This window comes from Paenibacillus sp. Root444D2 (assembly GCF_001426375.1).
Lineage (GTDB): Bacteria > Bacillota > Bacilli > Paenibacillales > NBRC-103111 > Paenibacillus_E.
Genome location: NZ_LMEO01000025.1, coordinates 1 through 14,465 on the forward strand (window position 1 = coordinate 1; position 14,465 = coordinate 14,465).

Annotated in this window: 10 protein-coding genes and 1 pseudogene; 2 read left to right on the forward strand and 9 right to left on the reverse strand. The window is 44.5% G+C overall.

The features are described 5' to 3' along the window. Positions 1-309 precede the first annotated feature (309 nt). A complete protein-coding gene (locus tag ASD40_RS16435; RefSeq protein WP_057304289.1) occupies positions 310-918 on the forward strand; it encodes a DUF3298 and DUF4163 domain-containing protein in 609 nt (202 codons plus the stop codon). A 2-nt stretch (positions 919-920) separates the two neighbouring features. Here ASD40_RS16435 and ASD40_RS16440 read toward each other — a convergent pair whose 3' ends face one another. Next, entirely contained in the window at positions 921-1,967 is a 1,047-nt protein-coding gene (locus ASD40_RS16440; RefSeq protein ID WP_057304290.1) for a TRM11 family SAM-dependent methyltransferase, read from the reverse strand. 92 nt (positions 1,968-2,059) lie between these two features. Then, positions 2,060-2,935, reverse strand: coding sequence for a LysR family transcriptional regulator (locus ASD40_RS16445; RefSeq protein ID WP_057304291.1), 876 nt, complete (start codon positions 2,933-2,935; stop codon positions 2,060-2,062). Between the two features lie 126 nt (positions 2,936-3,061). Between ASD40_RS16445 and ASD40_RS16450 the strand changes: the two genes are divergently transcribed. Next, on the forward strand, positions 3,062-4,132 hold the full coding sequence (locus ASD40_RS16450; RefSeq protein WP_156390040.1) for a branched-chain amino acid aminotransferase: 1,071 nt from the start codon (positions 3,062-3,064) through the stop codon (positions 4,130-4,132). A 701-nt stretch (positions 4,133-4,833) separates the two neighbouring features. Here the strand turns inward: ASD40_RS16450 and ASD40_RS16455 are convergent. The 7 genes and pseudogenes from ASD40_RS16455 to ASD40_RS16490 all read right to left on the reverse strand — a co-directional run bounded on the left by ASD40_RS16455 (position 4,834) and on the right by ASD40_RS16490 (position 14,451). Next, the gene (locus tag ASD40_RS16455) at positions 4,834-5,268 is read right to left on the reverse strand and encodes a YkvA family protein (RefSeq protein WP_057304293.1); all 435 of its coding nucleotides are present in this window, start codon (positions 5,266-5,268) and stop codon (positions 4,834-4,836) included. 281 nt (positions 5,269-5,549) lie between these two features. Beyond that, positions 5,550-7,463 (reverse strand): annotated as a pseudogene (locus ASD40_RS39075) (protein phosphatase 2C domain-containing protein). Then, positions 7,438-9,018, reverse strand: a complete 1,581-nt coding sequence (locus ASD40_RS16470; protein ID WP_057304296.1) for an extracellular solute-binding protein — start codon at positions 9,016-9,018, stop codon at positions 7,438-7,440. Before ASD40_RS16470 ends, ASD40_RS39075 begins: the two are co-directional and overlap by 26 nt. 52 nt (positions 9,019-9,070) lie before the next feature. After that, complete coding sequence (locus ASD40_RS16475) at positions 9,071-9,949, reverse strand: carbohydrate ABC transporter permease (RefSeq protein WP_057304297.1); 879 nt, start codon at positions 9,947-9,949, stop codon at positions 9,071-9,073. A 1-nt stretch (position 9,950) separates the two neighbouring features. Next, complete coding sequence (locus ASD40_RS16480) at positions 9,951-10,916, reverse strand: ABC transporter permease (RefSeq protein ID WP_057304298.1); 966 nt, start codon at positions 10,914-10,916, stop codon at positions 9,951-9,953. Between the two features lie 169 nt (positions 10,917-11,085). Further along, positions 11,086-13,380: an AraC family transcriptional regulator gene (locus ASD40_RS16485; protein WP_057304299.1), complete on the reverse strand. Its 2,295-nt coding sequence runs from the start codon at positions 13,378-13,380 to the stop codon at positions 11,086-11,088. Positions 13,381-13,509: 129 nt separating this feature from the next. After that, the gene (locus tag ASD40_RS16490; protein ID WP_057304300.1) at positions 13,510-14,451 is read right to left on the reverse strand and encodes a DUF1861 family protein; all 942 of its coding nucleotides are present in this window, start codon (positions 14,449-14,451) and stop codon (positions 13,510-13,512) included. Between the last annotated feature and the right edge of the window lie 14 nt (positions 14,452-14,465).

Below are 14,465 nucleotides of genomic sequence, written 5' to 3' on the forward strand. Positions count from 1 at the left end.
TGGTGGTACTTACACTTTCGATTAGATGGGGAGGTTCTCCTTTTTGCATGCTCCGGAAACCCTTATGCCATGCAGGTTTTGAATTGTGAAACGTACTCTTCGAGACTCTTATTTTCGTAAAAAGGGGATTTGGGTTGGTATATGGGGGGAAATAGAAGTCTTTTGGGGCTTCTATTCATGTGTTTGTTGTATTTTATTCTGAAATAGGAGCCTTTGGAGACTCTTATTCCCCAACATTCCCGAGAACATTGAACCAAACGCCCACCTACGGAATAAATTGTAGCAAAAACGTATGGATGGATGATGAAAATGAACGGATTAGATGAACCCGTTAGTATACAGACGTACAAAGTGCTTCGTGATAAATTAAACCTGCTGTACCCAGCTGTTGTGAAGCATACGCCTTACACGGCAGAACTTGCAATGAACACAGCGATTGTTAACGCAGTTAATAAGCAGCTTCGTGAACAAGGCTATCCGCAAAATCCGCAGACAGACGTGACGGCCCATTATGAGCTTAAGACGAATGAACGCGGCATCCTTAGCTTAACCTTATGGAATTATGCTTTTTCGGGCGGAGCCCATGGACTAACGATCCAAAATGCACTGACCTTCAACACGGAATCAGGCAAAGCCTATGCGCTCAAAGATTTGTTTAAGCCCGGCAGCGATTACGTTGCCAAGCTTAGTGCCATAATTAAGGCTGAGCTTAAAACACGGGATATTCCTTTGTTGGTAGAATTTAATAGTATTAGACCAGATCAGGATTTTTATATTGCCGATAAGGCTTTGGTCGTTTATTTTCAAGTGTATGAGCTTGCCGCTTATGTCTACGGATTTTTGTATTTTCCTATTTCTGTGTATGCCATCCAGGATATCATCGCTGAAGATGGTCCGCTAGGTAAAATGCTTTATTAGTGCTATATGCAGACGATAATTTGTCTGCTGAAGTTACCTTTATTGACGGTGCAGCGCTCTGCAATGCGAAATCCTGCTAGCACGATGAGCGGATCGATCTGCTCCGTTGTAACGATAACTGCGCGCTTCGCTAATTGCCGGGCGCTTTGGAGCATTTGCAGCTGCTCGTCCTCTGGCAGCTTCGAGCAAAGATTATACGGCATGTCTAGGATGAGCGCATCATAGCGGATCAGCGGGCTGGTCGGTGACTCAGTCACCTGCTCGYCTATGCGTCCAAGGCTGGTCGGTGACTCAGTCACCTGCTCGYCTATGCGTCCAAGGCTGGTCGGTGACGAAACCATCTCACCTACCAAGCCTAGGGTCCGCATATCTGCGATGTTCACCACGTTCGGCATGCCGAAGTGGTCGAGATTCACCCGCGCGCCGCGCACCGCCAGCGGGTTGATGTCATAGCCCACGATGTCGATCCCCATCGACATCGCCTCCACCAGCACCGTGCCGATGCCGCAGCACGGGTCAATGGCCTTCGTGCCCGCAACAATGGGCACGGCAATGTTCACCACCGCCCGCGCTACGCGCGTACTCAGGGCGGTGGAGTAGTTCTGTGGCTTCTGCTGATGCTGAAGCCACACGGCTTCGCCGTAGCTGCAGTGGCCGAACAACCATCGGCCTCCCAGCTCCGTCACGGCGAACCATTGCTCCGGCCGTCGCATTTCGGCTTTGCCGCGAAGATGCCGGCCTATCTCGCGAGCGACCTCGCGCTGGCCGTCAGAGCTGACCGCAGCGCCTGTCTCCGCGAACGCAACCTTGAACGTTGACCCCTGCACGGTCAACGTTGCCACCAACGAGGCCAGCTCCGGCAAGCTGCCGGCCTCGAACAACACGTCCAGCCGCAGCTTTAGAAACGGGCTGCGGCTCGGCTCCACACGACGCGCGCTAACCGCGTAGCGCGCGCCAAGCACTGTCTCTGCGCCCAGTAAGGTGCGCAGCTCTAACTGGCACAGCGCCTGCTCGTCTTCGTGGCAGGCGTATACGTATATATGTTCCATGCTTCATCCCTCATTTTACATGTTAAATGCCAATCAGTTTAAATCAGTTTTGCTTTTAAATTTCTGTTTTCCCGGCACCTAACGCAAAACAGCTACAAAAACTGCTGCATCAACTGCTTCATAAACATATCCGTTGTCTTACATAGGAACATATCCTTACGATACACAATGCCGACATCCTTCTGGGGAATCGGGTCAATAATCGGGATGCTCCGAATGGCGCCGGTGCGGAAACTGTCCACATACGACCTCGGCAATATAGCTCCGCCTTCTACATTGTTTTTAGCCATCTGAAGCAGTGACTCCAGAGTCGAGAGTTCTATCGCTGGCTTCCATACAAAACCAGACTGCTCACAGCAATCATCCATCATTTGCCGAACATAAAATTTTTTCTGGAGCATAGCGACTGGAAGCTGAACCAAATCCGCCAAACGAATAGCTTTCGCCTGAGCAAGCGGATGCTTGTCCGAAATAACAAGCCGCAGCTGTTCCTTGTACAACGGGATGTAATGAAACTGTTCATCTTCATCAGGCAGGAAAACAACACCAATGTCAAGCTGGTTGCTCAGCAGTCGCTCTTTCGTCTCCTCGGTAGCGAGTTCTGTTACAGATAGCTCGATTTTCGGGTAAAGGGCATGGAAAGCAATAATCGTCGCGGTGAGCAAATGATTACCAGAGCAGCCAATACGCAGCCGTCCCCGCTGCATACCTTGGATCTCATTAATGGCCGCCTGCGCTTGATTCAACTCATGGAACATGTTCCTGCTGTGTTTATGAAGGATCTCTCCCGCTTCTGTGACATAAATCTTTTTTCCGATTCGCTGAAAAAGAGGTGATCCTACCCGATGCTCCAACAGACGAATCTGTTGACTAAGTGTAGGTTGGCTGATGCCAAGCTTTTCCGCTGCCTTCGTAAAGTGAAGTTCTTCGCATACCGCTAAAAAGTATTCCAATAACCGATGCTCCATCTTGGTATGCCTCCGATCATAGTTATTAACTATGATGGTAATTGATTATTTGCAATTGATCAATGATTGTTATTTAACTATAGTAACGATAACAAGTATGCACATTCGAAAAGGTGGTTGATGGCGATGTATGGACAGATTCGAATCGAACACAATCTGAGTTGTAAAGCAAAGCCCCGTTTTGAAGAAGACTTAGGATTTGGACGTCATTTTACAGATCATATGTTTAAGATGGATTTCGAGGAAGGAAAGGGCTGGCATGATCCGCGTATTATCCCTTATGGGCCTATTTCCCATGACCCTTCAGCGATGGTTTTTCATTATGGGCAAGCCGTGTTCGAGGGGTTAAAGGCTTTTCGTACGGAAAAGGATGAGATTGTTTTATTTCGACCTGACCAAAATGCACAGCGACTAAACCGTTCCAGCGACCGGCTGCAAATGCCGCAAATGGATGAGAATTTCGTCGTAGGCGCTATTCAAACCCTTGTTCGTATGGATGCCGAATGGGTACCCCGAAAAAAGGGGTCCTCTTTATATATTCGTCCTTTTGTAATTGCTACCGAAGCAGGCCTAGGCGTACGTGCCTCATCGCGCTATTCGTTCGTAATCATTATGTCGCCGGTAGACTCCTACTATGAGGAAGGGCTTCAGCCCATTAATCTCCTTGTAGAAAGCCATTATGCCAGGGCCGTTCAAGGTGGTACGGGCAATGCCAAAACAGCCGGCAATTACGCTGCTACCCTCAAGGCACAAGCCCTCGCCAAAGAACATAACTGCGCGCAAGTGCTCTGGCTGGATGCCATCGAGAAGATTTATATAGAAGAAGCCGGCAGCATGAATGTCTTTTTCAAAATCAATGGGGAAGTTGTGACCCCGAGTCTTAGCGGCAGTATTCTGGATGGCATCACGCGAAAAAGCATCATTCACCTGCTAAAGGAGTGGGCCATTCCGGTTACAGAGCGGAAAATTTCGATCGATGAGATCGTTCTGGCCTATGAGAACGGAACCTTGGAGGAGGCCTTCGGTACCGGTACGGCTGCTGTCGTATCCCCCATTGGCAATCTCCTGTGGAAAGGTACGCCTATGGTGATTAACCAAGGTAACATCGGTGATCTGGTTCGTCGGCTTTACGACACGATTACCGGGATTCAATACGGAAGGATTGAGGATTCTTACGGGTGGACGATTTCTTGTTAGATGCATGTTGCAAAAAAATCAATTTACGCCGTCCTTAGTTGAGAGTGTTTGTTAAAGTTGATGCAACGAAAATTACGCCTATGACGTGTATGGAAGAATCATTCTCTGTTGCTTACACGTGTAATGTTGTATTTTGTACATTATTAGGCAAGCTAATCGGCTTTTTCTATGCAATTGTTGTAAAAAACACAACAATTTCAGCCCAAATTAGCTTTATAGCCTCTAACACGGCTAATTTGTTGCACAACATACAACAATCTTAACTTTCCCTGAAGAAATCAAGGAAATTGTTGTACGCTGTACAACTTGCCTTGCCTTCCCAATTCTCTCTAAACCCAGGAAAATATAATCCCCATCCCCTTGCCCTAAAACATATAAAATAGCCTGTGTGTTTGTGTGTGTGTTGTGTGTCTGTGTTGTGTGTCTGTGTTGTGTGTCTGTGTTGTGTGTCTGTGTTGTGTGTCTGTGTTGTGTGTGTGTGTTGTGTGTCTGTGTTGTGTGTCTGTGTTATGTGTGTGTGTTATGTGTGTGTGTTGTGTGTGTGTGTGTTGTGTGTGTGTGTGCAAAAAAGACACCTCGCGGGTGTCTTTTTTCATGTGGAGGCTATATAGTAGCTCCTTAGGCCTTTAGATTACTTGGAGCAGCTAACGCTTTGCCATACATGTGTGTGTGAACAGCCCAGGGACAGTCAAAGTAGTACCCTATTTTGCTGACTGCTCATCACTCTCTGACTCCTTCTCTTTCTGTTCAACGAGCTGCCCATCAATGTCGATAATATCCTTGCTGTTCATCACATCATCACCAAGAAAATCCCTCAGCTTGTTCTTCGCTTTGCGTTTCACATCGTCATCGATACTCCTTGCGACAGATGCCAAGGCTAACCCCAAAGCACTTAAATCATCTACATATCCGACAATCGGCAGCAAATCCGGCAAGAGATCCAACGGCAAAATGAGATAGCCCAGCGCGCCGTATATTTGAACTTTTGCTCTAAGCGGTGTTTTCGGACTTTCTAAGGCGTAAAAGAGCAGCAGTCCGCTGTAAATGACTTTGCTACCTGCCTTTTTGGCGCCCTTTTTCAATTTCCACCAGAAGCCGTCGGGTGAGAAATATTTCTGATATTTGGAAGAGTCCATCGCACGATCACTCCAATCATTTATATATATTTACCCCATATACAACGGAAATCAAGCATCCCCTAATGATATTCATATGTGCTATGCCGTTAGTGTGCTCAGCCCAACGCCAAGAAACTCCCGTTTCTAAGCTTGCGCCTCACTTAGTGAGTCTATGTTGATTTTGTCACAGAATTGAGGAGATATGCAAGGAGTCCATGAAGAAAAAGAACTAGACAGAAGAGTGACTTCTCTCCGGCCTAGTTCTAACAAAGAAGTGCGCCGTGCAGCACACGCCTCGTTTATAATTCTAAATAAATAGCTGTTTTATCATCAGACTTTTTCACTCTTGGAAACTGCAAGCAATCTGGATCTGCTTCCTCTATTTGGATAAGCCAATGGATATAATTTTCCAGCCCCATCGATTTGACTCTAAAGACGATCTGCTTTAAATCTTCATCAAGTGAATGCTCCCGTTGAGGATCAATTAGGCCATCAGAGAATAGAAATAATGATGTTAATTGCGCTCTGCTAATTCGGCCATATTCCATATGATCTGCCAGTTCCGGTTCTCCATTTAAGACGGAATACCCATTTACGGTATTCATTAATGCTCTTCCAGCATGAATCTGCGGCTTTACAAACTGCCATAATTCCTCGCGGGAAGTCAGTCCTGACGCAACTCCCTCCGCCCAAAGCTGACGGGTGGGGCGATCCACAACCTCCAACTGGTCTCGGGTTACAAGCCTAGTCGTACCATCTTCATACATTGCGACCAGCATACAATCACCTGCATGTGCGAACTCAACTTGGGTGTCATTTACACGAACAAGTAAAGCACAAGCACTCCACAATTGTTCTTTACGTGTCACGTCCACACCTGTTGCAATCATCTCGTCACGCAGCTGCTGATTGGCTTGCATCAGCATACATTGCGGAGAAAGCTTTTGCCCAATTTTATCCTGGGACAAAGCAATAATTGCTTTGGCTATCAGCTGTGCAGCCAAATAACCACCCGTCTCACCATCCAAGCCTCTGTAAGGTTCTAATGAAGTAGCCCCATCTATGACACCATAAAGTTGAATAGTATCGTTAACAATTAGCGAATCCTCATTCCATACGCCTTCGTGGTAGACGAGACCTTCTACGAAGCATACATGATTGATTTGGCCATTCATTTCGTATTCTTTGTCAGGCATCAAAAAGGGCTTAGTTGAGCGTGCGATTACGACGCTGGGGTCTTTCAGATCGAACAGAACTTGCGCAGCGCAATAAGCGCCTGTCGTATAGTTTGGATCTCCATGTTGACCATGATTTTTGCTGTTATAGATGAGCAAAATCCCCTGTTCCATGATGATGGCTTGCGGACCAGGCTCAATGAGATCACTATCGAAATGATGCTTTCTTATTGACAAAAGAGGAAGCAGAAAAGGCTCAGCATGGTAGCCTCGCGGATCTTCCGCTTCCACTGGTGTCCAGTGGATCAAATCCAACGAAGTGGCGGCATAGATGTTGGACTCACCCCAATACATCCAGTACAAGCCGTCAATTCGTTCAGCGATGAACTTCTCTCCAACACGTTTGGTAACAATAGCCCCTGATTTGGTCCAAATGTCTGCGTATTTGCCATCTTACGCTTGACCAAAGGCCAATCCATGCTTCGACCATGACGTTAGATTAACGGATGTCGCCACACAAAGTCTGGCTTTGATGCCATCATAAGCGGTATACATCATATAGTACGTGCCATTTGTATCCTCTACGATACGCGGGTCCTCGCAGCCACCTTCCCATTCAAGCGTATGGAATGAATCCTGTTCAGGATATAAGACGGGTTCCCGCTCCTTCTTAAACTGCAGTCCATCTCTGCTCACCGCATGTCCGATCCGAGATGTACCTTCGTACTTCCCTACCCTATCCTCCGCACGATATAAGAGATGCACCTCACCCTCTCGAACAATAGCAGTAGGATTGAATAAATCCTTCTCCTCCCAGTTCACCTCACCATTTCGAACCGGACAGATGAATGATGCCTCGGCTTCGGGAAGCAATATGGGATTAATCTCATCTGCTTTGATAAATGGACCCAGCTCCCATTCCAACTTACCATCTCGATACATGTTTATATTCCCCTCACTCATAGATGAGGCTACTCCAGTTTTTCTTTTTGGAGTAGCCCACCGTAGTTCATTATTTTTTGGACGCTTTATAAGCATCTAATTGTTTTTGATACTCTGCTATTACTTTATCAATACCTGCTGCTTTTAGCTTATCAATAGCTGCTTTGCTCTTCTGATCATAATCGAGCACACCATCGTAGATAGGCATAATATCCGATGTATAAACAGCCTGAATATTAGACATCTCAGATTTAACCGCAGTCGGATCGAAGAAGAAGTCTGCGGCGAAGAATGTTTTCGCATTCGGATCTGCAACGAACAAAGCTTTGTTAGCGCTTAACGTATTGGGATCGATACGAATATACTTTAGGTTCCCGATCATCCAGTCTTCCTGCAAATAGAGATTCGTCTTACCATCAGCATCCTTCAGGTATTCAATGCCGCGATCGCCGACTTTTTTGTATGTTTTGCCTTCAATCCCATACATGAACAAATCATAATTTTCCTGGGAGGTATATAACCAATTCAAGAACTGTACAGCGGCTTCCGGATGTTTGCTGTTCGCAGCTACAGCATTAACGTTCTTCGCGTTAAACATTCTGTAATGCGGTTTATCCGGATTTAACCGTTGAAGTGTAAAATCTTCGTCTTTCATATTTGGATACGTCTTTTTCATTTCGTTAACGTTATTTGGTGTACCGAATAAAAATGGATATATGGCGCTATTGATTTGCTTATCGATTTGCTCTTGCTTAACAACGAGAATATCTGGGTTTGTAAGCTTTTTCTGGTAAGCTGTACGGAAGAAAGCCGAATCCTTTTTAAATTCTTCTGTTTCAGCCCAGCTCTTAACTTTGCCGTCCTTATCAATGAAAGCAATTTTATCTTTCACTGCAAACGGATATGAGTCATACGCTCGGTGCAGCACATCGGATGCATCACGTAGTCCGCCGCGAATAGGAAGATACGGCTTGGAAGCGCCATGATCTGTTGACATTACTTTTTCCATAGCTGCAAGCATTTCTTCCTGGGTCTTAGGAACATCCGTGACACCAGCTTGATTCAACAAGATGCGATTCGCCGTGAAGGAACCGTCAACGGCAGGTTCATACCAATAGGATGGAATACCGAACGTTTTTCCGTCTTTTTGTACACCGCTCCAAACGGAATCAGGTATAGCTTTCTTTAACTCCGGCCCATATTTGGCAACCTCGGGTCCAACATCTTTGACAGCTCCGCGACCAATATAATTGGCCAAAGAAATCCAGTCATTCATGACGTGGAACATATCAAAATCTTCACCAGTTGAAAGCTTGAGGTTCAGCTTTTGTTCCCAAGCTCCCCAGTCAATGTATTCTTTGACGATTTTCACATTTACACCGTCTGCTTGCAGCTTCTTATCTACAGCGTCTTTTACGGCAGCCCACTCTTTGGGTTCATTTCCGGGTAACACATATTTCAAAGTGACGACTTCTGCTGGTTTTGCCGATTCTTTGACACTCTTGTCTTCTGGTTTTGCCGATTCTTTGACACTCTTGTCTTCTGTTTTTGCCGATGCAGAAGCTTCAGGCTTTTCATTTGTTGCCCCGCAGCCTGCAATAAAGGATACTGCCAACAGACTAGATATTGACACCATGGATAGCTTTTTCATTTGACCCTCTCCCTTTGAGTTAATCTTATATAAACCTCTTCCGAGGAAAATATCAACCTTTAACTGAACCTACGATAAGTCCTTTGACAAAGTATCGTTGGAGAAATGGATATAAAAAGACGATAGGGCCAAGTGTTATCACTACGGTTGCCATTTTCGCGGATTCTGCAGGAGCGGTATATTGACTGCTTGCGCCTGCCGGAATCATGCTGAGCATTTCAATGTTGGATCGGATTTTAAATAAAACATACTGCAGAGGGTATAAGCTCTTATCATCGACTAACATGATCGCATTAAACCAATCGTTCCAGTAGGCGAGCGCATAGAAAAGAAGAATGGTCGCTAGTACGGGGACGCATAAGGGCAAGTAAATCTGAAAAGCAATTCGTACATCATTAGCCCCATCCATATAGGCTGATTCCCTAAGCGCACCCGGCAGTGCTTCCATAAAGTTGCGTACTAGAAACATATTGAATGCATTGAATAGCAGCATAGGAACAATAAGAGCAAACAGATTATCTACCAGTCCTAACTTTTTACACATGATATACCATGGAACCAAACCGCCGTTAAAAAGCAGTGTAATAAAAAAGTATAAATTAAGTCCTGCGCGATATTTCACCTTCGGGTTGGAGAGCGTATATGCAGCCATGGCCGTGATAATCACAGCGATCAGGCTGCCGACCACGGTTACCGTGATCGTCACCAGATAGCTCTTGAGCAATACGGTCTTATTGTTGAGTAAAGTGCGATAAGCTTCTAATGAAAAATGTTCTGGAATCAGCTGATACCCGTGCCGAATAATGCTGTTTTCATCCGATATGGATACCATCACCGTAAGGAACATAGGCAGAATACATAGGAGAGCATAGATGGCTAGCACAAAATAGATAAACATCCCCGCCAAGTCGAAGCGTTTCATTGTCTTCATCTTAATAAAGCGCCCCTTCCTTGAAATATCTACGGGTAAACCAATTCGCGACGAAAACAAGCACTAAACCTACTGTTGATTGGAACAAGCCTACAGCCGCTGCGTTGGATGGATCTCCTATTTGACGAAGCGATCGAAACACGTACGTATCAATGACATCTGTCGTTGGATACAACACACCATTATCGCCGATGATGGCATAGATCATGCCGAAATCCCCATAGAAGATTTTGCCTAAGTTTAGTAAGGTCAATATCGCAATTGTCGGTGCTAAGAGAGGCATTGTAATCCTCCAAATTTTGTCCCATCTTGTAGCTCCATCGATTTCAGCAGATTCATAAAGCGAATGATCGATGCCAGTGATCGCTGCCAAATATATGATCGAGCCCATTCCCGCTTCTTTCCAAATTTTCATAGCCACGAGAATCCATGGCCAGGCCTCCGCTTTCGTGTACCAGTTCACGGTTTCCATCCTGAAGAAAGTAAGCATCTGATTGATCATTCCAAAATCTGTGGAAAAAAGTCCGTACATCATGTAGCTGACAATAATCCATGAAAGAAAATTCGGAAATATCATTGTTGTTTGTGCGAATCGTTGAAACAAGCGGCTTCTTATTTCGTTAAACAAGATTGCGATGAATACCGCGCTAACGGTGCCGGCGATAAGAAACATGACATTTAACTTCACCGTATTTATGGTAATCAGCATCACATCGCTTGTCTTAAAGAAAAATTCGAAATTTTTGAAGCCGATCCACTCACTGCCAAACACACCCTTTTGGTAATTAAAATGTTGAAAGGCTATCAAGAGGTAGGGGTAAGTGGCATACGAGAAAATAAAAGCATATAGGAGGGCAGGGACAATTAATAAGTAGGAGAACCGGTTGATGAAAAGTTCTTGCAGTACTCCAGTTTTCTTTTTGATTGTGGAAACGCTCTTTTTTTTCAAGGATGTTCGTGTCTGCATACAGCACCTCTCACTTTCGGGTTGACTACAGCATAGGAGATTACCCCGGCACTGTAAATTTCGAGTATTCGTACTCCTTTCAATAATTCGTGTTTCGGCTTATTAAAAATAAGATATGCTATCAAAAAAGACGATTGAGTGCCGGTTAGAGCCCCAATCGTCCAATTTTTTACGTATTTTGTTGATGTTGTTCACGAAAGCGTGAGGGCGTAACTCCGTATTTTTTCTTAAATAGCGTTGAAAAATAAGAAACATTGTAAATCCCGACTTGCTCGCCAATTTGAGCAACGGTATCGCTCGTTCCTGCCAACAGTGTTTTTGCCTGCTCCATGCGAATATGTGTAACATGATCATTAAAAGATGTGCCCACCATACTTTTGAACATTTTACCAATGTAACCCGAAGTTAGTCCTACCTGATCCGATACGATCTCAAGTGAGAGATTAGGGTCGTGGTAGTGCTGCTGTAAATATTGCTTAACCTCTTCAATCACCTTGGAGTTCTTCAAAGCGGCCAAACTCGTTTTATTTTCTTCGATCATATCTACAATTCGGAAGCAAAAAAGCTTCACCATGTTTTGAATTTCATCCAACGTTTCCGCCTGTGGAAGGTCATTCAAAGCCAAATATAGCTCCTTGGGATCAGCATCCCACCATTCCACAATACTTTCAAATTCTCGCGTGATAGCCAGATGTAAAAAGCTTGCATACTGTAACGTTAATGACGGAGAACCGCTGCGGGATAATAAGGAGATCCATTCCGCGATCTCTTTTTGAATGGTTTTGGGCTGACAAAGCTTGATGGCATCAATGATTTTGCGTTCCATTGCTGCTGGGTAACGAATAGGTTCGCCAGGAACGATAGATTTCATCGCATCAAGCAAGCTGCCATACCCCCAAAACAGCTTCAATGCCATATACCTTTGTGTAGATCGATACGAACGCTCTATGTCTCCAATAGCCGACACCGCATCTCCAATACTTACCGATATAGATGTTTTGTAATAATCTTTAACAGTCGCTTGAATTTCATTCAGAATGTAATATAACTGCATATCCGGTGAAGACTGCTCCAATTGAATAATCATCGTTATTTCATTTTCTTCGAGAATAACCTGATCCGTCCGATAGATCTTGCCGAGCATCTCTTGTGCAATATTGCTTATGGCAAAGCGAATGAGTTCCCTGTCAAGAGCGCTGAACGTGTTCTTAAAACTAGGGTATTGATCAATTTGAAACTGAATAACGGCAAAATAAGGACCTTGCATACGAGAAAGCAACTGCTTTTCAATATCCCCTTTATAACCAGATGACTGTAAATGTCCTTTCAGCATGTTATACATATAGCCGTTCTTCAGTAAATCAGAAGAGCGTGACAGCGTCACTTCCATTGATTTGGTCACCTGTATGGAGTTAGAGAATGCCTCCGATAACAGCTTGTACTCATCCAACCGGAGAAGTGATTTTCCTTCAGAAGTTCCACTCTCTGTTACCTTGTCTACTAGTGCTTTGATTGGGTTATACAGGTTACCAGTTACAATTAATGAGATACCAGCCCCTGTAATGAAAAGAAATAGCGCAATAAGGAGCGTCCAATTACGAAGCTCATAAATGTTCGAAAGCAATTGATCATAAGGACGAGCGCTAACAAACACCCAATCCAATTTTTCTGACTTCACATAAGTAATGAGAAATTTGTGATGTTCAAGTGATTGAACAAAGCTGCCATGACTTCCCTCCTCTGATAAAATACGTTGAACATAATCGTTATCCGAGAAATTTTTCATAAATTGCTCAGAATTCGAATGAGAGATCACGGTGCCTTTTGAATCCATAACAAAGGTACTTGTATTGCTAGACGAATTGCTAATACTGCTCATCGTATTCTGAATATATGTCTCTTTTAAATCGAGTACGATTGCCGACTTGGTAGCCCCAGAAAAGACAGGTTCAGGAATAATTTTGAACGTTAGTAATTGTAACGGATGGCCATTTCCATCTAGAACTTTACGAGGATAAAAGCCAAGATAACCGGTTTGTCTTCTTTCCCCCATTTGCGGGTCTGGAGGCAGAGAAGCAACATCAACATAAGCCTTATTGGTGAAATTATAAATGCTGATATTGGCTAAGAAAGGATACACGCTTTGCATCTTCGATAATAGAAGATTAGCATTATAATTCGCGACTTTATCATCATCTTTGGCATACATGAAGGTGATAATCTGGTTATCACTCATCAATTGGTTCGTAATGTTCTGCACTTGTTCAAAAACGACATTCGCCGTATAACTTACTTGCGAAAGCATTTCTCGCGAAGAGAGATCAATTTCTTTGACTGCTCTATTTGAAAACATCGAATATAAAATGGTGCATAATAGACCGATCGTCACCATAATTAAGAACAAGTAGGACAATATTAGTCTTCTATATACGCGATAGTGTTGAATACGCTTTAAAAATCCCATGATGTAGTCCCCCTTGACTCCATCATAACTCATCCCGCTTCATTAAAGCATCCTTGAAAAAGCTGACTCTATTTTAAAAATCAGCAAAAAGCTCCTCCTGATCGACAATCAGGAGGAGCATGTTCTCACCTATTTTTCGTATTCCTCGAATGGATCGTCAATAAGCAGTCTATGTGCTTCTGCATCGCTTACACCTGCATACAGCATCGCCTTTCCATCCTCCAAGCGATGAAGACCCCCGCTGAAAATCACATCGATGAGATCATTTCTCTTGGCAGGTCCTTGCGGAAATTGATCACGTGTTGCGATGATCTTAATTGGACTTCTTTCCGAACTCTTCGGATCGAAAGCAAACGTCATGGCATGGTAATGGCGAATATCGCCTTCTTGCATGTAAGAGATGTGACCAAGAACACCCGCTAGCCCGTTCTTTAACAAGTGTACTTCATTCACGCCTCCCCATTCATCCTTCATAAACTGATCCGTGAATACAGGAGCTTCATCGATCACGGCTTCATTCAAATCTTCGAGCTTTTCAATTTCTGTATAACCAATGACAGCCCGGGCTCCTTCAACACCAAATGGCCGTGTAAATACACCTATTCGACCGTTTGCATACTCAATTAGTCGGATATCTTTCATGTGATCAGGACCGCAGGCAAAGTAAGTTAAATCTTGTATATCCGTCCCCTTATAGAACAAGGTGCGCCATGTTATGACATGCTTAGGATTCTCCGTATCAAAGACGACCTCGACACCGCCGAAAACTAACTCCCCGGAGATAAAAGTGAAAAAGGGGTCCTGCAAACCGAAGGTAACAGCCCCTGCCCTCGGTATCCAAGTACCGCCGCGATTCACGAAAAACATAACCTCTGAACGCTCTGAATCTCGGGACTCCACACGACCAGCAAGAACCATCTCGCCATCATCCATAAAAGGAGCCGCAATATTGTATACATCCTTCTCGCCAACGCCTGCGAAGACAAGTTTTTCCGCACCGTAAGCTTTCTTGTTAAAGTCCTCTAGCAACTGCTTGGAGGACTTTACTTCGTTACGCAAAGAAAGTGTCAATGTACCTTCTCCCC

Excerpts from the sequence above, each read along its gene's own strand:
- ASD40_RS16435 (WP_057304289.1), top strand. The coding sequence starts at position 310 with ATGAACGGATTAGATGAACCCGTTAGTATACAGACGTACAAAGTGCTT.
- ASD40_RS16445 (WP_057304291.1), bottom strand. The coding sequence starts at position 2,935 with ATGGAGCATCGGTTATTGGAATACTTTTTAGCGGTATGCGAAGAACTT.
- ASD40_RS16450 (WP_156390040.1), top strand. The coding sequence starts at position 3,062 with ATGTATGGACAGATTCGAATCGAACACAATCTGAGTTGTAAAGCAAAG.
- ASD40_RS16455 (WP_057304293.1), bottom strand. The coding sequence starts at position 5,268 with ATGGACTCTTCCAAATATCAGAAATATTTCTCACCCGACGGCTTCTGG.
- ASD40_RS16470 (WP_057304296.1), bottom strand. The coding sequence starts at position 9,018 with ATGAAAAAGCTATCCATGGTGTCAATATCTAGTCTGTTGGCAGTATCC.
- ASD40_RS16475 (WP_057304297.1), bottom strand. The coding sequence starts at position 9,949 with ATGAAGACAATGAAACGCTTCGACTTGGCGGGGATGTTTATCTATTTT.
- ASD40_RS16480 (WP_057304298.1), bottom strand. The coding sequence starts at position 10,916 with ATGCAGACACGAACATCCTTGAAAAAAAAGAGCGTTTCCACAATCAAA.
- ASD40_RS16485 (WP_057304299.1), bottom strand. The coding sequence starts at position 13,380 with ATGGGATTTTTAAAGCGTATTCAACACTATCGCGTATATAGAAGACTA.